Raw genomic sequence first — 21,221 nt, 5'->3', positions numbered from 1 at the left:
CGACTCAGCCTCTCCCGCGCATGCTGCGCTGCCGTGCGACCTTCTGCGCCTTGGCCGCCACCCGCACCCGGCGGCCGAGCTCGGCGCGCTGCTGCGCGGACAACGCGCGGCGGACACCGTAGCTGAACGCGGCGGTCTTCACGAGCGGGCCGCCCAGGGTGGCGGCGACCGTGGAGGAAAGCGCGGTGGCGTTCGTGGTCATGGTCTGCACGTTGCCCGCGATCTGGTCGACCCGGCCCATCTGGGCGTTGGTCGCCCGGACCGTCTCGGTCACCTCGTCGAGCAGCGGAACGGCTCGGTCCGCCACTCCTGCGACCAGGGTCGTGGCCTCCTTGAGCACCTTCGCCAGCTTGACCAGAGCCACTGCGAGAAAGGCGACCAGGATCGCCCAGAAAACCGCGATGATCATCAGCGCGACTTCGCCACCCGACACCGTCATGCGCTCCTTGATGAGTGGGATCAGTCGAGGCGGCAGACATGCGTGGCCCGCCTCGGAAAACCCGACCCTACCGCGACCGCGCGGGTCTCCTCGTCCGAGGAAACCCGCGCGGTCGGTGTGGCGCGTGTGTTGACTTGGCGTCGCTTCCCGATCGCCGGCGCGGTGCCGTCGGAATGCCGCCGTGCGAGGGCTCGGCGCACGGCCGTGGCGGAGCGGGAGCGGGTTGGTGCGGTGCCCTCGGATTCGCTGCGGCGCGGTTCGGCGTGCGCTGCGGCGTGGTTCGGGGCGGTCGGCGCGATTCGGCGCGGATCGGCGAGGTTCGGCGTCGGGTGCGCTCGCGAATCAGCGCGAGTAGTACTCGACGACCAACTGCTCGTCGCAGATCACCGGGACCTCGCGGCGCTGCGGGAGCCGGTCCAGGCGCGCCATCAGCTTGTCCAGGCGGGCTTCGATGTAGCGCGGGGTCTCGGCGGCGGCGAACCCGCCGGCCTGGACCACCTGGAACAGCGGCTTGTTCCGGCTGCGCTCGCGCACCGCGACGATGTCGTCGGGCTTGAGCCGGTAGGACGGCTTGTCCACCTTGCCGCCGTTGACCTCGATGTGGCCGTGGGTGACCATCTGGCGCGCCTGGTAGACGGTGCGCGCGAAGCCCGCGCGCAGCACGAACGCGTCGAGCCGGCGCTCCAGGTCGACCACCAGCTCGTCGCCGGTCTTGCCGGAGTGCTTGTTGGCGCGGTCGAACGCGGCCCGCATCTGGACCTCGGAGATGTCGTACTGGAAGCGCAGACGCTGCTTCTCCATCAGCCGGGTCTTGTAGTCCGAGGACTGCTTGCGACCACGACCGTGCTCGCCCGGCGGGTACGGCCGGTTCTCCAGGTACTTCGCGGCCTTGGGCGTGAGCGCCACACCGAGCGCACGGCTGCGCCGGATCTTGGGTCGGGTCTGGTTCAAGGTCGGGTCCTCCGTGCGGGCATGTTTCGGTGTGGGTCGTCCTGGTGGGCCGCCTGTGCGCGGCTCTCCGTCGCGCGGTCGGCCGCGGTGGCGGCGGCCCTTCGAGGGCCGCTTTCGCTCGGGCCGCCGTGACGCGGGTCGCCTTGCCAAGATCGGTGCACTTAGGTAAGCCTAACCTTAACGACGATGCGTTCGGTAGCCCGCACGGGGGTCGCAAACGAGCGCCACACCTGGAGGACGCCATGTCTGTTCCCACCGAGGCCAACGCCGGGCGTACCGATGTCTCTTCCCGACGACCGCAAATCGCCGAGCGCGCCCGCACCCTGGCCGGCTTCGCCGGCTCGGCCACCCTGGAGTTGCCCGGCGACCGGGAGGAGCAGGTGGTCCCGGCCGCCCGGGCGGTCGAGCCGGACGGCTCGCTGCTGCTGCTCGTCCCGGGCGAGACCGCCGCGGTCGTACTGACCTCGCGCGAGGACGTGGCCGCCGTGCTGCACCTGGTGGACGTCGCACCGGTCGCCGTGCCGCACCGGGTCCGGGCGCACTGCTGGATCGCCGGCTGGCTGACCATCCCCACCGGCACCGACGCCGACGAGGCCGCCGCCCGGCTGGCCGGGCAGGCCCCCGACCCCACCGCATCGCCGCGAGCGGGCACCATCGTGCGCCTGGAGGTCGGCGAAGTGCTGGTCGACGACCTGTGGGGCACCGGGCACGTCGAGCCGGAGGAGTACGCGGACGCCCGGCCCGACCCGCTGGCCGACCACGAGGCCGAACTGCTCCAGCACCTCGCCGCCGCGCACGGCAACGACCTGTGCCGGCTGGCGAGCCTGGCGGGCGCACCGGCCTGCGACGAGCGGGTCGCGCCGGTGTCGCTGGACCGACACGGCATCCGACTGCGCACGGGCGGGCCGGAGCGTACGTGCGACGTGCGGTTCGATTTCGAGACGCCGGTCGCGGGTCCGACGCAACTGGGCGAGGCGCTGCGCCGGTTGCTGCACGGGGTCCATGGCGGAGTGCAGGGCCAGGGGTGATGCGGGGTCGGGTGGAGCCGGGTCGAATGGGCCGGGTCGGTTCGGGTCGGGCGGCTCTCGGGCGGCTTTCCCGTGTCGCGTGATGTGTGGCTCTCCGGCGGCTCCCCCGTCTCGTGTGATGTGTGGCTCGCGGGAGACTCCTCGGTCGCCTGATGCGTGCGGCGGCGCGTGACGCTTGGCGCGTGAGGTGGCCCCTGGCGCATGACGCGTGTCCGCGATGTTGCAGTGCCGCATGATGCGTGTCGTGCGATGTGGGTCGCATGATGCGATCTTGGGTGGGCAGTCTCCCGGTCCGGGATCGGTCGTGCGCGGTGGTGGTGGGCCGCGTACCCGGCCGCGTCGTGGTGTGCCGTGTCGGGCACCCGGGACCGGCTAACGTTTCCGGTCGCGGCAACGGGTGGCGATCCACCCGGGCGGATCGCCACGGCGGACCGGGCAGGAGACCGCCGACGCGGAACGACCGCATCGCGCACGGCGGAAGGGACCACACGGGGTGTCGGAGCATCATTCGCGGCACAGGCCGGAGGAACCGGCGAACGGGGAAGGCCGCGACCATCCGACCCCCCGCGCACCCTGGGAGCCGGAATCCCGGCCCGCGCCCCGATCCGGGGCCAGCCCGTGGCAGGACCGGCTGCGCACCCAGTTGCGATTCAGCGGGCACACCGCGAGCATCCCGATCGTGCCCGCCCCCGAGAAGCCGGAGGCCGGCCCCTCGGTCCCGCGTGTGCTCGACCTGGCGCTGCGCACCGGCGAACTGTTGCTCGCCAGCGGCGAGGGCGGGGAGGACGTCGAGGCGGCGATGCTCGGCATCACCGACGCGTACGGCCTGGAACGTTGCCAGCCCAATGTGACCTTCGTCGCGATCACCCTGTCCTACCAGCCGTCCCTGGTCGAACCGCCGGTCACCGGCGAACGGGTGGTCCGCCGGCGCGCGGTGGACTACACCCGGCTCGACGAGGCGCACCAGTTGGTCTCGGACATCACCGGCGCCGATCTGACCCTGGAGGAGGCGTACCACCGGCTCGCGGACATCCGCCGCAACCGGCACCCGTATCCACGCAACCTGCTGCTGCTGTCCGCCGGTCTGATCGCGGCCTTCGCCAGCGTCATGGTCGGCGGCGGGGTGATCGTGGCCATCGCGGCCTGCGTCGCGGCGCTGATCGGCGAGCGGCTCGCGCAGTTGCTCTCCGACCGAGGGGTGCCGGAGTTCTACCAGTTCGTGCTCGCCTCGATGCCGGCCGCCGCGATCACGGTGGGAATGATCAAGGTCGGGGTCGGCATCAATCCCTACGCCGTGGTCACCGGCGGGCTGTTCGCGCTGCTGCCCGGGCGGGCTCTGGTCGCCGCGGTCCAGGACGGGCTGACCGGCTTCTACATCACCGCCGCCGCCCGGTTGCTGGAGGTCTTCTACCTGATCGTCGGCATCATCGTCGGCATCTCGATCGTGATCTACATCGGCGACCAGGTGGGCGTGCAGTTCAACGTCGAGGGCACGTTCAACCTCAACGCCAACCCCCGCGCGGTGCAACTCCTCGCGGCGGGCGCGGTGTCGATGACCTTCGCGGTGCTGGTCCAGGTGCGACGGGTGCTGCTGCCGGTCGCGGCGGCGGGCGGTGCGGTCGGCTGGGCGGTGTTCCAGGTGCTGCGCGAGGCGGGCGCCGCGCCGGTGCTCGCGACCGCCGTCGCGACGGGACTGCTCGGGCTGCTCGGGCAGTTGCTCGCCCGGTGGCACGGGACGTCGGCGCTGCCGTACGTGATCCCGGCGATCGGCCCGATGCTCCCGGGCAGCGCGATGTATCAGGGCATGCTGGGGCTCGCCCTCGGCCACACCGACACCGGCTGGCGCAGCCTGGTCAACGCGGCGTCCCTGGCCCTGGCCCTCGCGGCAGGCGTCAACGTCGGCTCCGAGGCGGCCCGCTTCGTACTCCCGTCCCCACCACCACGCACCGGCCGCGAAATGCGCCCGGCCTCCAAACGCACCCGAGGCTTCTGACGGATGCCGGGGGCGCGCTGCGGGGTTACGACACGCTGCGCTCGGCGGGCGCGCTGGGCGCGGCGGTCGCGGGGTGGCGCCGGTCGCGGGGTCGGCGCATCGGGGGCGGGGTTTGCGTCCGGTGGCGAAGTCGGGGCTCCGGCGTATCGCTCGGCGTCGAGGCGGACGCAGGTCACCGGGCCCGGCCGGTGGCGCCGCAGCCGTGCGCGATCAGGGGCGGAGGTGGCGCAGGGTGAACTCTTGGTCGGCGAGCGAGCCCGCCTGCGGGGCGGCCGGGTCGGCGGGAGTGGCCGCGTCCGGGATGGCGGCGGCGTATTGCTCGGCGTCGTCGACGGGTGTGTAGGCCAGCTCGGCGGGCGTGGGCAGGGTCCAGAAGCGACGGGTGTTGGCCGAGACGGCGTAGGCGGTGGTGAAGCCGGCGGCGACCGGGGCGTCCAGGGCCGCTCGGAAGAAGCCGACGCAGTCGCGTGGGCTGAGCCATGTGGCCAGGTGGCGCGGCTCGACGGGCTCCGGCTCGAAGCTGCCGATCCGCAGACAGAGCACCGACAGGCCGAACTTGTCCGCGTACAGCCGACCCAGCGCCTCCACGGCCACCTTGCTCACGCCGTACAGGCCGTCCGGGCGTACCGGGTCGTCCGGAGCGGTGAGCCGACCGACGGGATGAAAGCCGGTGACCCGATTGCTGCCGGCCAGGACGACCCGGGACACGCCGGTCCGTCGGGCGGCCTCCAGCACGTTGTGGGTGCCCAGTACGTTCGCCTGCACCAGTTCCGGGAGCGGCGCCTCGCCCGGAATACCGCCGAGGTGGATCACCGCATCCGCGCCGGCGAGCGCAGCCTCGACGGCCGGCGCGTCCAGGAGGTCGACGACGCGCACCTCCTCGCCCGCGTGCTCCGGCCGCAGCGGGACCAGATCGAGCAGCACGAACCGCTTCGCCGCACCACGCAAGCCTTTGCGCAGCTCCGTCCCGATCCGCCCGGCCGCCCCGGTGACGACCACGCTCCCCAGACTCATCCCGCTCCCCTCGCCCTACGTGCACCCCGAGCCGCAGCCGGTCCCGGACAGCCTGCCCCGAATCGCGTGCACGGCACATCGAGCTTCCCCGACCTTCGACACGCCTCCGACCCACACGCGTACCGGCCGCGGACCGGCTTGCCGTCCTCGGCAGCCAACCGGCGGTGTCGGACCACGTTCCGCACGCGTCTCGGCCACCGGATAGCGAAATTCGCGACCCGAAGTCGCGATCGACACCGGCCCCCGGCCGTAGCGCCGCCACTCCGCCGCCGTCGCCGCCGCCGACCCAGCCGGGACCAGGGCTTGATCGCGCGGCGCGGGCCGAGCGTCGCGTGCGGCTGCGGAGCAGCTGTTGGCGATGGTGGTCGGGCGTGTGGTGAGTGTGGGTCAAGCGCCAGAGCCGGGATCCGGGGGCGCTTCGCCGGGCGGTGTGTCGGGGCTGATGTCGGGTGTGTGTCGTCGACCCTGGTCTCGAGTGAGTTGTTCGTGGCATGTCGCGGTGCGGTGGACCCGACGCCGGCCCTGGAACTCCAGCCCGACAAGCCATCCTCTTCGAAGCCCCGTAGGCCCATAGCCCTGTAGCCCCATAGCCCCGACAACACAGTCGGCTACTCACGTGCGGTCGGAGAGCACGTCCCGCGGCCACCGATCACTGCAAGCTCAGCCTTGACCGGCCGGTCGCCCCCAGCGCGCACCGCGCAGTGCGCATCGCGCCGGCTGCGGGTTCGTGCTCGGCTGGTCCGCCACCTCGGCGTCGGCGTCTCCCGGGGCGGCGGAGGTTTGCTCGGGATCGCGTGCGGGCGGGAACGACATGGGGGGTGAGGGCGTTCGGGATTTGGGGTTGGTGGTCGGGATCCGCCGCCTCGGGTCGATGACGGGGTCCGGATCGCCGGACCGGCAAGAAGCATGGAGGCTCCGCATGCCGGACGCGCACGCATCCACCGGGCCGCTCGCCGCGCTGCGTACGTGGTCGCCGCCGAGTGGGACGGATGTCCGCGCGGTCGTCCTGATCCTGCCCGGCGGTCGTGCGCGCAGTCGGCAACCCGCGTCGACCCGCAACCTGGCCTATCGCCGGATGGTGCCGATCGCCCGGAGCGTGCATCGGGCGACCCGCGCGGAGGGCGCCGCGACCTGGCTGCTGCGCTACCGGGTACGCGGTTGGAACGAGCCCGATCACGATCCGGTCCAGGACGCGTGGTGGGCGCTCGACGGCATCCGTACCCGCTATCCGCACGCCGAGGTCACCCTGGTCGGCCACTCGATGGGCGGCCGTACCGCGTTGCGCGTGGCCGAGCACGAGAGTGTGCGTACGGTCTGTGCCCTCGCGCCGTGGATCGAGGACGACGAGCCGTACACCCAACTCGCCGGCCGCGATGTGGTGATCGTGCACGGCACGGCCGACCACACCACCAGCCCGACGGCCTCGCATCGCTACGCGCTGGCCGCCCGGGAGGTGTCCGAGCGGGTCTGCCGCTTCGAACTCCCGGACGGCCACGCGATGGTGCGGCGGGCCCCGGCCTGGACCGAACTGATCCGCCGCACCGTGGTGGGCGCCGTCACCGGAACGCCGGACCCCGGAATCGCCCGGGCGATGACGGCGCCGGACCCGGACGGGCTGCGCGCGGTGGTGGGTTGACACCGGGCGTGCCCCGCCGCGGGGCCCGGACCCGCCGATCACGTTCACACCGCGCCTGGGGGCGCGGCAGTAGGTACGTCGCTCATCTCGATGCCGAAGGCGGGATCCGCACGTCACCCGCACGGCGCCGAGGGCGGCGTGCGGGCCTCCCCCACACGATGCCCACGGCGTAGTGCGTACGTCACCCACTCGGTGCCGAGGCCGGAAGCGCACGTCACCCACATGGTGGCGAGGGCGGGGTGCGTACCTCACCCACACGACGGCCAGGGCGGCGTGCGTACCTCACCCACACGGTGGCGAGCGCGGTCGTGCGTACGTCGCTCACTCGGTGCCGATTGCCGCCGGCACGTCGGCGCGGGCCGCGGTACGTGCCGGCCAGACCGCGGCGACGATGCCGACGCCCACTCCGAGGGCGAGGAATCCACCGACGCCGGCCCACGGGACGACCAGAACCAGATTCGGCACCTTGCTCCGCAGCGGACCCAGGATCCCCCAGGCCAGGAACGTGCCCACGGCCACCCCGAGTACCGCGCCGAAGACCGAGATCACCAACGATTCGAGTCGGACCATGGTGCGCACCCGCGAGCGGTCGAGGCCGATCGCACGCAACATCCCGATCTCGCGCCGGCGTTCGAAGACCGACATGGCCAGCGTGTTGATCACACCGAGCACGGCGATCAGCACGGCCATCGCGAGCAGCCCGTACATGATGTTGAGCAACAGGTCGACGCTTCGGCTGATGGACTGCCGGATGTCGGTGCGGTCCTCGACCTCGATCAACGGGTTGTCGCCGATCGCGCGCTCGATCGTCCGGGTGGTCCGTGCGTCGTCGCCGCCGGCGGTGCGCACCATGATCGACCGGATGTCGCGGTGCGCGGAATGCGCCTGTACGAGCGCGGCCGGGACGGTGACCTTGGTCAACTGTTCGAGATCGGCGTGGAATCCGCCGATGGTGACGCGACCCCGGGTGCCGTCGGGATAGCCGATCGGGACCACGGACCCGATCCGCCAGCCGCGCTGCTTCGCGGTGTCCGCCGTGACCAGGATCTCGCCTCGGCGCAGCGCCGCCGCGGCGTCGGCCGTGCCGCCGAGGGCGAGCAGCCGTTCGATTCCCGGGGGATCCACGCCGATCACGGCGGTGTTGCGGCCGTCCAGCGTCACCGTGTCCCGGATCAGCGGGGACATCGCGGTCACCCCCGGCACCCGGGCGACGGCGTCGAGCACGCTCGCATCGACGGGCGCGCCGTTGACCGTTCGGATCCGGTAGTCGGCCGCCACCTCGGCGATCGCCCGCTCCTCGACCGCGTGCCGGATCGATGCGCCGAGCATGGTCAGACCGGCGATCAGGCACAGCCCGATGGTCAGCGCCGAGGCGGTGGCGGCGGTACGGCGGGGGTTGCGGACGGCGTTGCGGCGGGCCAGCCGACCGGCCACGCCGAACGGCCGGTCCAGGAACGGCGCGCTCGCCCCGATCACGGGCCGGGACAACAGCGGGGTGAGCAGGAGGATGCCGACCAGGACCAGGAACACCCCGACGGCCACCGGCACTCGGCCGCCGTCGCCGGCGGTGGAACGGCCGTATCCGGTGAGCGCCGCGCCGGCGGCGGTCACCAGCACGCCCATGACGCTGCGACCGCGCAGGCCGCCGTGGCCGGCGGGTTGTTCGACGGTGTTCAGCGCGGCGACCGGCGGGATTCGGGACGCGCGCCGGGCCGGCAGCCACGCGGCGAGCAGGGTGACCCCACAGCCCACGAGCAGCGCCACCGCGATCGTGCGGGCTTCGACGATCAGCGGGCCGGCGGGCAGGTGGGCGCCGAACCGTTCCAGCAGCGACCGCAGCGTGCCCGCGAGCGCGATCCCGGCGGCGAGGCCCAGCAGCGAGGCGACCACGGCGACCGCCGCCGCCTCGCACAGCACGATCCGGGTGACCTGCCCGCGTCGGGCGCCGACCGCGCGCAACAGGGCCAGTTCGCGGGTGCGTTGGGCAACGAGCATGGTGAACGTGTTGGCGATGATGAACGTGGCGACGAACAGCGCGATGCCGGCGAACGCGAGCAGCGCGATGGTCATCTGCCGAGTGCCGGCCTCGATCTGGTCCACCTGCTCTCGGGCGAGCGTCCGCCCGGAGGCCACCCGCAGGTTGTCGGCGCGGGGCAACAATCGCGCGGCCGCGTCGCGCAGCGCCGTCTCGCTCGTACCGGGGGCCGCGGTCAGGTCGATCTCGCCGTACCGGCCGGGCGCCAACAACAGTCGCTGCGCGGTGGCGGTGTCGAACAGGACCAGCGAGCCGCCCGCCGACACCCGCGGATCGTCGGTCCCGAACACGCCGGTCAGCCGGGTCTCCACCATCGGACCGCTCAGCGCGATGCGTACGGTGTCGCCGATCCGGAAGCCGGCCCTGTCCGCGCTCCGCGCATCCAACGCGATCTCGCGGCCGTTCGCCGGCCCGTGCCCGGCCCGCATCGGGAAGCGCGGGTCGGCTCCGTCGCCGGTCGGCACGAAGTTGGTCCCGATGGTGGTCCACCCGGACCCGAGCAGGTCGCCGTCGCGGTCGACCACACCGGTGAAGCCCTCCAGCACGCCTCGCGCCCGGGCGACTCCCGGCAGCGCGCGCAACCGGGTGAGGGTGTCCTCGGTGAGCGCGGGATCCGGACGGCCGTGTTCCCGGGAGCCGGCGCGGTCCACGTTCTCGTCGATCACCGCGACGGAAACGTCGGCGAAGCTCCTGGACGCGGTGTTCTTGAAGGCCCGGCCCAAGGTGTCCGACAAGACCAGGGTGCCGGCGACGAACGCGACCCCGAGGAGCACGGCGACGGCGGTCATCGCCAATCTGGCCTTGTGCGCGACGACGTTGCGCAGAGCGAAACGAAACATGGGCAGCCCCCGGGAAACCGAGCCGAGCAATGGGATACCGCCATCCTCGACCGCCCCTACTCCCCCGGTCGTCCCCCACCGGTACGGCGCCCACATACATCCCACGGCCCTCCCCGCGCCGCCTCACCCCCACCGCACGACCCCGAAGTCGCCCACACGACCGACCCCGAAATCCACCCCCGGACGACCACCCGAACGACCACGGCGGAACCGCCCCCGGCCCCGAACGACCGGTACGACAAAACCGCCTCACCGAACCACGCAGCGAAACCGCCCTCACCGGCCCGCGTCGCAGGACCGCCTCACCGATCCGAACGATCGAACCGGCACACCGGGCGCGAACCGGGCCCGGCACGAGCGGCCGCGGCGCGGCGCGGGCAGGCGGGCGCGGCGCAGGGTCGGACGGCGGCACCAGCGGACGCGCCGCGCACGGTGCGGCGTGGTCGAGCCCGACACGGGCGGGCACGACACGGGCGGGCGTAATGCCTGCGGGTGGGGGCGTATCGGCCGGCGCTGCGCGGATGGTGGGGCCGTCACCCGTCGGCCGCTGTGGGCCGGCAGGGCTTGGGCGGGTGGGGTCCGGGTGAGTTATTCGTCCGTGGGGGTCGCGTTGGTCAGGCGGGATCGGGTCCATGTGGCGATGTCGGCGTAGCGGGCTTCGGCGCCGTGGCGGGTGGGTTCGTAGTAGGTGCGGCCGTGGATGGCGTCGGGGGCGTATTGCTGCGCTGCCACGCCGCCGGGGACGTCGTGCGGGTAGACGTAGCCCTGCGCGTGACCGAGCTTGGCCGCGCCCTTGTAGTGGCCGTCGCGCAGGTGTGCGGGCACCGGGCCGGCCAGCCCCTTTCGGACGTCGCCGAGTGCCGCGTCGATCGCCAGGTAGGCCGCGTTCGACTTCGGCGCCAGGGCCAGGTGGATGGTCGCCTGGGACAGCGTGATCCGCGCCTCGGGAAAGCCGATCAGCGCGACCGCCTGCGCGGCGGCGACCGCGACCTGCAACGCGGTCGGGTCGGCCATTCCGATGTCCTCGCTCGCCGAGATCATCAGCCGTCGGGCGATGAATCGCGGGTCCTCGCCCGCATCGATCATCCGCGCCAGATAGTGCAGCGCCGCGTCCACATCGGAGCCCCGGATCGACTTGATCAACGCGCTCGCCACGTCGTAGTGCTGGTCCCCGTCCCGGTCGTACCGCACCGCCGCCCGGTCCACCGCGCTCTCCAGCGTGGCCAGCGTGATCGTGTCCTCGCCCTTGTCGGCCGCCGATCCCGCGCCCGCCTCCAACGCGGTCAGGATCCGTCGCGCGTCACCGCCCGCGATGCGCAGCAGGTGCTCCTCGGCATCCGGATCGAGGGTGAGCGTGCCCTTGAGTCCGCGCTCGTCGCCGAGCGCGCGGTGCACGACCTCGCGCAGGTCGTCGTCGGTCAACGACTCCAGGGTCAGCAGCAGGGAGCGGGAGAGCAGGGGGCTGATGATCGAGAAGTACGGATTCTCCGTGGTCGCCGCGATCAGCGTCACCCATCGGTTCTCCACCGCGGGCAGCAGCGAATCCTGCTGGGCCTTGGAGAAGCGATGGATCTCGTCCAGGAACAGCACCGTGTCGCGGCCCTGCGCACCGGCCTGCCGACGCGCGTCCTCGATCACCGCGCGCACTTCCTTGACCCCTGCCGTGATCGCCGACAACTCCACGAAACGCTGCTTGGTGACATGGCTGACCACGTAGGCGAGCGTGGTCTTGCCGGTCCCGGGCGGCCCCCACAGGATCACCGAGGACGGCGCGGTGACCCGACTGTCCGACGACACCAACCGGCGCAGCGGCGATCCCTCGCCCAGCAGGTGCCGCTGACCGACCACCTCGTCCAGGTCGCGCGGGCGCATCCGCACGGCCAGCGGCGCGAGCGAGGGGTCCTTGGCCTGCCGGGCCTCGGCGGCAGCGGTGAAGAGATCGGAATCCACCCCCCGACCCTAACCCTCACCACCGACTCCCGACCGGCCCGGGACGCGCTCCCGAGCACCCCTGCCGCCCCCTGCACACGACCGGTCGTCGCCGTACGAGGCTCGCCGCACCGGGCGCCGGTGGGCACACCCGGCCAACAGCCCGCCCCACGCCCGCCGCCACCCCCGAGACGGGCATCGCACCCACACCCGCCGCCACCTCCGGGACGAGCAACCCACCACCGCCGACACCGTCGCCCCGCGACCACCGAAGCCACCGCCCCAGGAAGCCGAGGCCACCACCGCCCAGACGGCCGGCCGAGCCACCGCCCCGCCAGAGCCAAGGCACCACCGCCCGGATCGCAGTGCGCCCGCGGCTCCGGCGTCCCCGGTCGTGGCGCCGGCGTCGACCGGCACCACCCGCCCGGGCCACCGGTGGGGGCGGCGCCGTGTCAGCGAAGAACCCCCGCGGCCTTCGCCGTCTGGAGCCACTCCGGGAATTCGTTCATCAGGTTGTCGAACAGTTCGGCGTCGGGCATGCGCCGCGGGTCGGCGCCGGCCTCGAAGAAGCCCGCGTTGTCGACCACGCGGTACTTGGGGGCGGGCAGGTCGTCCAGTCGGTGCAGGAAGCGGAACTCGTCCCGGCCGAAGCCGATGAACTGCCAGAAGATCGGCAACTCGGCCGCCTTGCAGATGGCCTTCTCCGCGGCCTTGGCGTTGTTCGGCGCTCCATCCGTCTGGAAGATCACAAAGGCCGGGTCGGTCGCACCACACGAGCGGTAGTGCGCGATCACCGCTTCCATCGCCGACACGTAGTCCGTGGTGCCCATATGGCCGAGCTTCTTGTGCAGCGCGGCGATCCGGCCACCGTAGTTGTCCAGCGAGATCTCCTCGGCCCGGTAGGCCTTCGTGTCGAAGAAGATCACCGGCACCGAGCCGTCGTCGTCGAAGTGCGCGGCTGCGGCCAACACCCGGTCGGCGAGCGCCTGCACGCTGCCGTTCTTGTAGAACGGCGCCATGCTGCCGGAGCGGTCGAGCACCAGATAGACCGCGGCGCGCACGCCCGCGAGCCGGTTCTTCTCCAGGCTGACCCCGGCCGCCTTGTACAGGCTGACCAACCCGGGGGCGGAGCGTTCGATCTTGTCGAGCGAGACCGCCGAGCCGCTGCCGCTGCGCACGGTGGCGGAGGGTGCGGTGGCGGGCGGCGCGGCAGCCGCCGACGAGTCCGGTTTCGACTTCTTGCGACCGAACAGCGAGAAGGGCATGGCGAGGGCTCCCAGCAGTCGAGCGAGTCGGGTGGCCGCCCCCTCACGGGGGCTTCCCCGGCCTACGCTCCCAGATCGGCCGCCCCCACGAACAGGGGCAGATCCCTCACGAATCGGCCATGTCGCACCCCGCCCGTCGCGCCCGCACCTGGGCCGCGGTCAGCCCGGGCGGCACCACCACGACGTCGCCGACGTCCCCGGCCCACATCACCTGCGGACCGAACGCCTCGGCCAGCGCCGCCACCGCCCGCTCCGCCGCGCCCGCCCCCGGAGCCCGGAAGGTCAGCCCGGACACCGGCTCGTCCGTCCCGATGCGCTTGCGCTCCCCCGCGACCGCCACCGCGAACCCGCCCAGGTGGTCGCCATCGGCCGCCCCCGGCCGCGCCGGCAACGGATCCGGCACCTCCGCACCGTCGACCCACAGGGTGAACCAACAGCGCGCGGACAACCCTTCGGCACGCAACACCGCCAGCACGTCGCCGACTTCCGGATAGGACGCGGCACGCGCCTCCTCCAGCAGGTCGGCCGGCACCGGCGTGCCGAACGACTCGACGAACTCCAGGCCACCCTCGCCATCGGTGAACCAGCGCAGCGGATTGATGTGCACGGTGTGGCTCATGCGACCTCCCCTTTCGAGCCTTTCGAGCCCTGCGAGCCATTCGAGCCCCGTGAACTCTTCGAGTCCTTCGAGTCCCGACCTCGACCCTCCCCAGCATCTCGCTCGGCTCCGACATGTGCGCCGACCGCAAGGGCCGCAACGGCCGCATCATCCCTACGCGTTCCGCCCGCGTGCCCACCACCACGCGCGCCCTCGACGACAGCGCCGCCGCCACCATCGCCCGGTACACCGCCATCCAGCGGGCCGGCAACCACTCCCGCCGGTCCCACCGGCGGCGCACCCGGTTCGCCGGCCCCGACCGCACTTCCCGGATCCGCCACCACCCCCGCCCGCCGTCGCCGCGACGCGAAGAACCACTCCTGCCACTCCCGCGTGCCCTCGATCGCCTGGACCCGCGCCATCGCGTACAGCCGGGTCGGTGGCGATCCCCGATAGCGCAGGTTGGCGAGTGTCCCGTCCGGCTCGGCCAGAAAGCGCACGATGGCACCCTGCGTCCAGCCGCGCCCCAGCACGATGGACCGCGTCACGTACTCCGCCGGCACCCGTCGCTTCGTCAGCTCCACCGCCATGTCGGCCTCCCCGAGGTCGTACGAACCGGTCCTGCACCGGCTCGACTTCCAAGGTAGGCACGCTTCGGCGCCACTGCTCCGAGCCTGTGCAGAAGCGTTTCGGCTACTCCACCGAGTCGACAAATCCGGCAACCACAACCGCAACGGCAACGGCAACGCCGAAGGGCGGCCGAGCCATTGGCTCGGCCGCCCTCGATCACCACGAGCGGGCCCCGACGGCGAAGCGGAGTGCATCCGGGACGCCGGCGCCGAACGGTCCCCACGAACGACCCGGGGCGGCTACTACTTCGACCGTCCCAACCCGCCCGCTCGAAGCGAGTCACGCCCTCTCGGCACCTAGCCGTTGTCCACCTTGCCACCCGACCCGGAGCCCGCCCCCGAACCCGAGCCCGACCCCGAGCCCTCACCCGAACCAGACTTCGGCTTCGCGTCGATCCCCGCCTCGCGCCGCTGCTGCACCGTGATCGGCGACGGCGCCCCGGTCAACGGGTCCCCACCGGAAGCGGTCTTCGGGAAGGCGATCACATCGCGGATGCTGTCCGCCCCGCCCAGCAGCGCCACCAACCGGTCCAGCCCCAGCGCGATCCCGCCGTGCGGCGGCGGCCCATACGCGAACGCGTCCAGCAGGAAGCCGAACTGCGACTGCGCCTCCTCCTCCGACATCCCGATCGCCGCGAACGCGCGCTCCTGCACGTCCCGACGGTGGATACGGATCGAACCGCCGCCGATCTCGGTTCCGTTGAGCACGATGTCGTACGCGTTCGACAGCGCCTCGCCCGGGTTCTTGTCGAACCCGTCGAGCCACTCCGCGGTCGGCGCCGTGAACGGGTGGTGGATCGCGTGCCAGCCCTGGTGGTTGCCGGCCGCGTCCTCGATCGGCTCGAACATCGGGAAGTCGACGACCCAGAGGAAGTTCCACTTCGACTCGTCGATCAGCGATCCGCGGCGGGCGATCTCCAGCCGGGCGGCGCCGAGCAGTTCGAGCGAGGCCGTGCGCCGACCCGCCGCGAAGAAGATGCAGTCGCCCTTGGCCGCGCCGGTCGCCTCGACCAGTCCGGCCAGGTGCTCCTCGGACAGGTTCTTGGCCACCGGGCCGCGCAGTTCGCCGGTCTCCGCATCGACCAGCACGTACGCCAGACCGCGCGCGCCGCGCGCCTTGGCCCAGTCCTGCCAGCCGTCCAGCTCCTTGCGGGTCTGCGCGGCGCCGCCGGGCATCACCACCGCGCCGGTGAACTCGGCCTGGAACACCCGGAAGGAGGTGCCCTCGAAGTAGGCCGTCAGGTCGACCAGTTCGCAGCCGAAGCGGGTGTCCGGCTTGTCCGAGCCGTAGCGCGCCATCGCCTCGGCGTAGGGCAGCCGGGGCAACGGCAGCGGGATCTCCACGCCGTGCACCTCGCGCCACACCCGCGCGATCAGCTTCTCGGTCAGCGCCAGGATGTCCTCGGCGTCGCAGAAGGACATCTCGACGTCCAACTGGGTGAACTCGGGCTGCCGGTCGGCCCGGAAGTCCTCGTCCCGGAAGCAGCGCGCGATCTGGTAGTAGCGCTCCATGCCGGCCACCATGAGCAGCTGCTTGAACAGCTGCGGCGACTGCGGCAGCGCGTACCACGAGCCCGGCTGGAGCCGCACCGGCACCAGGAAGTCGCGGGCGCCCTCGGGCGTGGAGCGGGTCAGGTACGGCGTCTCGATGTCGAGGAAGTCGTGGTCCTCCATGACCTCGCGGATCACCCGGGTCACCTTGGAGCGCAGCCGCAGGTTGCGCGCCATCGGCGCCCGGCGCAGGTCGAGGTAGCGGTGCTTGAGCCGCACCTCCTCGTTGACCGTGCCCGGCGTGTACTCCTCGATCGGGAACGGCAGCGGCGCCGCCTCCGAGAGGATCTCGAAGTCGTCCACGACGACCTCGATCGCACCGGTGGGGATGTCGGTGTTCTCGTTGCCGTCGGGGCGCACCCGCACGTCGCCGGTGATCTTCACGCAGAACTCGGAGCGCAGGTTGTGCACGGTCGCCAGGTCGCGGAAGACCACCTGTACGGTGCCCGACGCGTCCCGCAGGTCCACGAACGCCACGCCGCCGTGATCGCGCCGCCGGGCCACCCAGCCGGCGAGCGTCACGGTGTGGCCGGCGTGCTCGGCGCGGAGCGTCCCGGCGTCATGGGTGCGGATCACTGAAGCTTCTCCTTCAAGACGGTGACGACCCGGTCGAGCGGGACCGGGGTCTGGTCCCCGTTCGACAGGTCCTTGATCTGGGCGACGCCCTCGGTGAGGTCACGATCGCCGACGACGATGGCGTAGCGGGCGCCGGATTGCGACGCGGCCTTCATGGCGCCCTTGAGCTTCTTCCCGCCGAAGGCCATGTCGGCGGGGATGTCCTCGATCCGCAGCTGGGTGATCATGCCGAACACCGCGCGCCGGGCCGCGTCGCCGATCGCGACGCCGTAGACGTCGCAGTCGGCCGGGGTCTCCACGGCCTGGCCCTCGGCCTCCATCGCGAGCATCGTGCGGCCGATGCCCAGGGCCCAGCCCACCGAGGGCAGGTCGGGGCCGCCGAGGTCCTCGGACAGGCCGTCGTAGCGCCCGCCGCCGCCGATCGCCGACTGCGCGCCGAGCCCGTCGTGGACGAACTCGAACGTGGTGCGGTTGTAGTAGTCGAGGCCCCGGACCAGCCGGGGGGTGTCCTCGTAGGCGATCTCCAACTCGTCGAGCATGCCGCGCACGAACGTGTGGTGTTCGGCGCACGCCTCGCACAGGTGGTCGGTGATCAGCGGGGCGTCCGCGATCAGCGCCTGCACCTCGGGCCGCTTGTCGTCGAGCACGCGCAGCGGGTTGATCTCGATCCGCGCGTGCGTCTCGGCGTCCAGGTCGAGCGCGCGCAGGAACTCCTGGAGCTTGGCGCGGTAGACCGGCCGGCATTCGCGGCAGCCGAGCGAGTTGAGCAGCAGCCGGAAGTCGCGCAGGCCCAGCTTCATGAAGCCCTCGGCGGCGAGCGCGATCATCTCGACGTCGACCAGCGGGTCGTCGCTGCCGATCGCCTCGGCGCCGACCTGGGTGAACTGGCGGGTACGGCCCGCCTGCGGGCGCTCGTAGCGGTAATACGATCCGAAGTACCACAGCTTGACCGGCAGTCGGCCGGCGTACAGGTTGTGCTGGAGCACCGAGCGCATCACGGCCGCGGTGCCCTCGGGGCGCAGCGTCAGCGAGCGGCCGCCGCGGTCCTCGAACGTGTACATCTCCTTGGTCACGATGTCGGTGGACTCGCCGACACCGCGCAGGAAGAGGCCGGTCTCCTCGAAGGTGGGGGTCTCGATGTACTGGAAACCCGCGTCGCGCAGCTCCAGGCCGAACTGGATCCGGATCCGGTTGAACGTCTCCGAGTACGGCGGAAGCATGTCGAAGGTGCCCTTGGGGGCGTTGAAGGTACTCACGGTATGAAAATCCGTCACATTCCTCGGTGCGGTCCCGCGGGCGGCGTCAGCTCTTGCAGATAAGGGTTGCTCGCGCGCTCGCGGCCGATCGTCGTCTGGGGGCCGTGGCCGGACAGGACGACGGTCTCGTCCGGCAGCGGCAGACACACCCGGGACAACGAGCGCAACATCTGCGCGTGATCGCCGCCGGGCAGGTCGGTGCGTCCGATGGAGCCGGCGAACAGCAGGTCACCCGAGTACAGGATGGGCGGGATGTCCGCGCTTCCCTGGGTGCCGAAGGCCACCGACCCCTGTGTATGGCCGGGCGCATGATGGACCGTCAGCTCGAGGCCGGCGAGGTCGAGCACGGCGCCGTCGGTGAGCAGGCGCACGTCCTCGGGTTCGGTGAAGGTCATCCCGCCGAACAGCTGCTGCCCCACGCCCAGCGACAGGCCCTTGGCCGGATCGGAGAGCATGTCGCGGTCGTCCGGGTGGATCCACGCGGGCACCTTGTGCTCGGCGCAGACCGGCACCACCGAGAACATGTGATCGATGTGTCCGTGGGTCAACACGACGGCCACCGGACGCAGCCGGTGCTCGCGGACGATGTCCTGTACGCCGTCGAACGCGTCCTGCCCGGGGTCGACGATGACGCATTCCTCACCGGCGGCAGGGGCGACCACGTAACAGTTGGTCTGGAAGGACCCTGCGGGGAACCCGGCGACGATCACGTTCGTCCTCTCGGTCTCGGGTCTTCCGGCGGCGGGGCAAGCACGGAAGTATGCGGCGGACGTGGGAATCAGGTACGAGACTACCGGCGCGCGGGGGCGGATCGCGAACCGGTTCAGGGGGTGCGTGCCTAGACTGTGCGCGAGCTGCGGTCGGTTCCGGGCCTGTGGGATCACCGCAGGTCGGGACCGGTGCACGGATCCCGTCACGGCACCGGGAGGCCTCCCCCGGCCCTCGTTCGGCCGTCGGGCGTCCGGGTCGAGTCCGTCCACATCGAGTCCGTCATCGAGTCCGTTCGAATCCAGGAGAGCACGCGGTGGTCACCAAACAGCAGCGCCAGCGGCAGCTCGCGCGCGAGAAGTTCGAGCGCCAGCAGCAGCGACGCGGGACCGCACAGGCACGTCGGCGCCGGCGCAACCAGGTCATCGCAGCGGTCGCGGCGGTGGTCGTGGTGGCCGGTGGCGGGGCGTGGCTCGCGGTGGCGGCGAACGACGACGACGACAAGTCGACGAACGCGGGTGCGTCGAACACGCCGACCGCCCAGCCCTCGGCGCCGCAGTCGCCGGCCCCCGACGCCAAACCGAAGACGTGTGCGGCACCGGCTCCGGGTGAGCCGACCAAGGAGCAGTTCGCCACCGAGCCCGCGATGTCGATCGACACCAAGGCGGCGTACACGATGACCCTCAAGACCACGTGTGGCGAGGTGACGGTGGCGCTGGAGGCGGCGAAGGCGCCGCACACGGTGAACTCGTTCGCGTTCCTGGCGGGCAAGAAGTTCTTCGACCACACCAAGTGCCACCGGTTGACCACGGGCGGTCTGGCCGTGCTCCAGTGCGGGGACCCGACCGGAACGGGCACCGGCGGCCCCGGCTACAAGTTCGTCGACGAGAATCTCGGTACGGCGGGCCCGGCCGGCACCGCGTCCTACCCGGCCGGCACCGTCGCGATGGCGAACTCGGGCCCGGGCACCAACGGGAGCCAGTTCTTCCTGGTCACCGGGGACAGCAAGCTCCCGCCGAACTACACCCCGTTCGGCAAGGTCACCGGCGGGATGGACGTGCTGGCGAAGATCGCCGCCGCGGGTACCGCGGACGGCGGCAGCGACGGTGCGCCGCACGAGAACGTGGTCCTCGACAGCGTGACCGTGGCCAAGTAGCAACCGACCGGACGCATGTTCCACGGCGACTCCCGGGGCTCGGCCCGGCCCGCGCCCCGGGGTCCTGTGTAAAGTGCGCCGCATTCAGCATCGAAGGAGGCCGCTGTGAGCAGCGACCCGTGGGGCCGCGTGGACGAGCAGGGAAACGTCTTTGTCAAGACGGCGGACGGTGAGCGCTCCGTCGGTTCGTGGCAGGCGGGTTCCCCGGACGAGGCCCTGGCCTACTTCCGGCGCAAGTACGAGGGGCTCGCCGTCGAGGTGGAGTTGCTCGCGCGGCGGGTACGGACCACCGACCTCGCTCCCAAGGACGCCCACCACGCGATCGAGCGCCTGCGCGCGAGCATCGTCGACGCGAACGCGGTCGGCGATCTGGAATCGCTCGTCAAGCGTTTGGACGCGCTGGTGACCGTGGTGGATTCCAAGCGCGAGGAGCGCAAGGCCACCCGCGCCAAGGCGCAGGAGGAGGCGCAGGGCGCCAAGGAGCGCATCGTCGCCGAGGCCGAGCAGCTGGGCCAGAGCACGGACTGGCGTCCGGCCGGCGAGCGGCTGCGCGCGCTGGTGGACGCGTGGAAGGCCGTGCCGCGGCTGGACCGCAAGGCCGACGACGAGCTGTGGCACCGGTTCTCGCAGGCCCGGTCCAACTTCGCCAAGCGCCGCAAGGCGCACTTCGCGGAGCTGGACGGGCAGCGCGACAGCGCCAAGCGCGTCAAGGAGAAGCTGGTCGAGGCGGCCGAGGCACTGTCGACGTCCACCGAGTGGACCGACACCGCGGCGCGCTACCGCGACCTGATGAACGACTGGAAGGCCGCCGGTCGGGCCCAGCGCGACGTCGAGGAAGAGCTGTGGCAGCGCTTCCGGGCCGCGCAGGACGTGTTCTTCGCGGCGCGCAGCGAGGTGTTCGCCGAGCGCGACTCCGAGCAGCGGGAGAACCAGGCCGCGAAGGAGCTGCTGCTCGTCGAGGCCGAGACGATCGTCCCGGTGACGGACGTCAAGGCGGCGCGGGCCGCGCTGCGCTCGATCAACGATCGCTGGGAGGCCATTGGCCACGTCCCGCGCGATGCCCGGCCGAAGATGGAGGCCCGCCTGCAGAGCGTCGAGCGGGCGATCCGCGAGGCCGAGGAAGAGCTGTGGAAGCGCACCAACCCGGAGGCTCGGGCGCGGGCGCAGGCCGCGGTGGACCAGATCCAGGCGTCCATCGACAAGCTGACCCAGCAGGCGGAGAAGGCCCGGGCGGCCGGGAACGAGCGCAAGCTCCGCGAGGCCGAGGAATCGATCGCGGCGCGCGCGGAGTGGCTGGCCGAGGCGAACAAGGCCCTGCAGGAGTTCTCCGGCTGAGCGAACCGCGCATCCGCGCGGCGGCGAACACAAGGTACGGGCGGACCCGGGCCGGCAACTGCCGACCCGGGTCCGCCCGTTTTCCCACGCCCGCACACGCCACTCGCCCACGTGCGCCCGGCGAAGCCGTCGAAACCACCGGCGGACGCAGGCAGGCACGCGAGGACAGCCGGAGGGCGTGAGGCCGGGGCGGACGCACGACGCCAGACCCGGGCCGGCGGCAGGCACGAGACGGACGGACACCATGCGGCCCGCCGAACGCGAGACGGGTGGGCGCGGCGGG

Annotated in this window: 16 protein-coding genes; 5 read left to right on the top strand and 11 right to left on the bottom strand. The window is 72.1% G+C overall.

The features are described 5' to 3' along the window. Positions 1-4: 4 nt before the first annotated feature. Entirely contained in the window at positions 5-439 is a 435-nt protein-coding gene (locus tag ACIBM5_RS23175; protein ID WP_391587549.1) for a DUF948 domain-containing protein, read from the bottom strand. A 342-nt stretch (positions 440-781) separates the two neighbouring features. Then, a complete protein-coding gene (rpsD, locus tag ACIBM5_RS23170) occupies positions 782-1,390 on the bottom strand; it encodes a 30S ribosomal protein S4 (protein WP_396008564.1) in 609 nt (202 codons plus the stop codon). A gap of 242 nt (positions 1,391-1,632) precedes the next feature. On the opposite strand from rpsD, the gene ACIBM5_RS23165 reads away from it, so the two are divergent. Next, a complete protein-coding gene (locus tag ACIBM5_RS23165) occupies positions 1,633-2,418 on the top strand; it encodes a DUF2470 domain-containing protein (protein WP_396008563.1) in 786 nt (261 codons plus the stop codon). Positions 2,419-3,097: 679 nt separating this feature from the next. Further along, entirely contained in the window at positions 3,098-4,411 is a 1,314-nt protein-coding gene (locus ACIBM5_RS23160) for a threonine/serine exporter ThrE family protein (protein ID WP_391587552.1), read from the top strand. Between the two features lie 210 nt (positions 4,412-4,621). Here ACIBM5_RS23160 and ACIBM5_RS23155 read toward each other — a convergent pair whose 3' ends face one another. Continuing rightward, positions 4,622-5,425, bottom strand: coding sequence for an NAD-dependent epimerase/dehydratase family protein (locus ACIBM5_RS23155; protein ID WP_396008562.1), 804 nt, complete (start codon positions 5,423-5,425; stop codon positions 4,622-4,624). Positions 5,426-6,344: 919 nt separating this feature from the next. Between ACIBM5_RS23155 and ACIBM5_RS23150 the strand changes: the two genes are divergently transcribed. After that, on the top strand, positions 6,345-7,061 hold the full coding sequence (locus tag ACIBM5_RS23150; protein ID WP_396008561.1) for an alpha/beta hydrolase: 717 nt from the start codon (positions 6,345-6,347) through the stop codon (positions 7,059-7,061). 321 nt (positions 7,062-7,382) lie between these two features. Here ACIBM5_RS23150 and ACIBM5_RS23145 read toward each other — a convergent pair whose 3' ends face one another. The 8 genes from ACIBM5_RS23145 to ACIBM5_RS23110 form a co-directional block, all read right to left on the bottom strand. After that, complete coding sequence (locus tag ACIBM5_RS23145; RefSeq protein ID WP_396008560.1) at positions 7,383-9,935, bottom strand: ABC transporter permease; 2,553 nt, start codon at positions 9,933-9,935, stop codon at positions 7,383-7,385. 588 nt (positions 9,936-10,523) lie between these two features. Continuing rightward, entirely contained in the window at positions 10,524-11,885 is a 1,362-nt protein-coding gene (locus ACIBM5_RS23140; protein WP_391587556.1) for a replication-associated recombination protein A, read from the bottom strand. 431 nt (positions 11,886-12,316) lie between these two features. Continuing rightward, entirely contained in the window at positions 12,317-13,129 is an 813-nt protein-coding gene (locus ACIBM5_RS23135; RefSeq protein ID WP_391587557.1) for a vWA domain-containing protein, read from the bottom strand. Positions 13,130-13,235: 106 nt separating this feature from the next. Further along, a complete protein-coding gene (locus tag ACIBM5_RS23130; RefSeq protein WP_396008559.1) occupies positions 13,236-13,748 on the bottom strand; it encodes a hypothetical protein in 513 nt (170 codons plus the stop codon). Beyond that, complete coding sequence (locus tag ACIBM5_RS23125; protein ID WP_396008558.1) at positions 13,745-14,317, bottom strand: hypothetical protein; 573 nt, start codon at positions 14,315-14,317, stop codon at positions 13,745-13,747. Before ACIBM5_RS23125 ends, ACIBM5_RS23130 begins: the two co-directional genes overlap by 4 nt. Positions 14,318-14,653: 336 nt before the next feature. Continuing rightward, a complete protein-coding gene (gene aspS, locus ACIBM5_RS23120) occupies positions 14,654-16,483 on the bottom strand; it encodes an aspartate--tRNA ligase (protein WP_396008557.1) in 1,830 nt (609 codons plus the stop codon). Beyond that, the gene (gene hisS / locus ACIBM5_RS23115; protein WP_391587561.1) at positions 16,480-17,739 is read right to left on the bottom strand and encodes a histidine--tRNA ligase; all 1,260 of its coding nucleotides are present in this window, start codon (positions 17,737-17,739) and stop codon (positions 16,480-16,482) included. Before hisS ends, aspS begins: the two co-directional genes overlap by 4 nt. Before the next feature lie 14 nt (positions 17,740-17,753). Further along, positions 17,754-18,449: an MBL fold metallo-hydrolase gene (locus tag ACIBM5_RS23110; RefSeq protein WP_391587562.1), complete on the bottom strand. Its 696-nt coding sequence runs from the start codon at positions 18,447-18,449 to the stop codon at positions 17,754-17,756. Positions 18,450-18,763: 314 nt separating this feature from the next. Here ACIBM5_RS23110 and ACIBM5_RS23105 point away from each other — a divergent pair, with 314 nt between their 5' ends. Then, positions 18,764-19,603: a peptidylprolyl isomerase gene (locus ACIBM5_RS23105; RefSeq protein ID WP_396008556.1), complete on the top strand. Its 840-nt coding sequence runs from the start codon at positions 18,764-18,766 to the stop codon at positions 19,601-19,603. Positions 19,604-19,708: 105 nt separating this feature from the next. Then, complete coding sequence (locus ACIBM5_RS23100) at positions 19,709-20,938, top strand: DUF349 domain-containing protein (protein WP_396008555.1); 1,230 nt, start codon at positions 19,709-19,711, stop codon at positions 20,936-20,938. The last annotated feature ends 283 nt before the right edge of the window (positions 20,939-21,221 follow it).

It is taken from the genome of Embleya sp. NPDC050493 (assembly GCF_044458105.1).
Lineage (GTDB): Bacteria > Actinomycetota > Actinomycetes > Streptomycetales > Streptomycetaceae > Embleya.
This window is presented reverse-complemented; position numbering and strand designations above follow the sequence as displayed.

What these genes read in the sequence shown, in the direction of transcription:
- ACIBM5_RS23155 (WP_396008562.1), bottom strand. Translation starts at nt 5,425, where the DNA reads ATGAGTCTGGGGAGCGTGGTCGTCACCGGGGCGGCCGGGCGGATCGGG.
- ACIBM5_RS23165 (WP_396008563.1), top strand. Translation starts at nt 1,633, where the DNA reads ATGTCTGTTCCCACCGAGGCCAACGCCGGGCGTACCGATGTCTCTTCC.
- ACIBM5_RS23145 (WP_396008560.1), bottom strand. Translation starts at nt 9,935, where the DNA reads ATGTTTCGTTTCGCTCTGCGCAACGTCGTCGCGCACAAGGCCAGATTG.
- ACIBM5_RS23150 (WP_396008561.1), top strand. Translation starts at nt 6,345, where the DNA reads ATGCCGGACGCGCACGCATCCACCGGGCCGCTCGCCGCGCTGCGTACG.
- ACIBM5_RS23175 (WP_391587549.1), bottom strand. Translation starts at nt 439, where the DNA reads ATGACGGTGTCGGGTGGCGAAGTCGCGCTGATGATCATCGCGGTTTTC.
- ACIBM5_RS23125 (WP_396008558.1), bottom strand. Translation starts at nt 14,317, where the DNA reads ATGGCGGTGGAGCTGACGAAGCGACGGGTGCCGGCGGAGTACGTGACG.
- ACIBM5_RS23135 (WP_391587557.1), bottom strand. Translation starts at nt 13,129, where the DNA reads ATGCCCTTCTCGCTGTTCGGTCGCAAGAAGTCGAAACCGGACTCGTCG.
- ACIBM5_RS23130 (WP_396008559.1), bottom strand. Translation starts at nt 13,748, where the DNA reads ATGAGCCACACCGTGCACATCAATCCGCTGCGCTGGTTCACCGATGGC.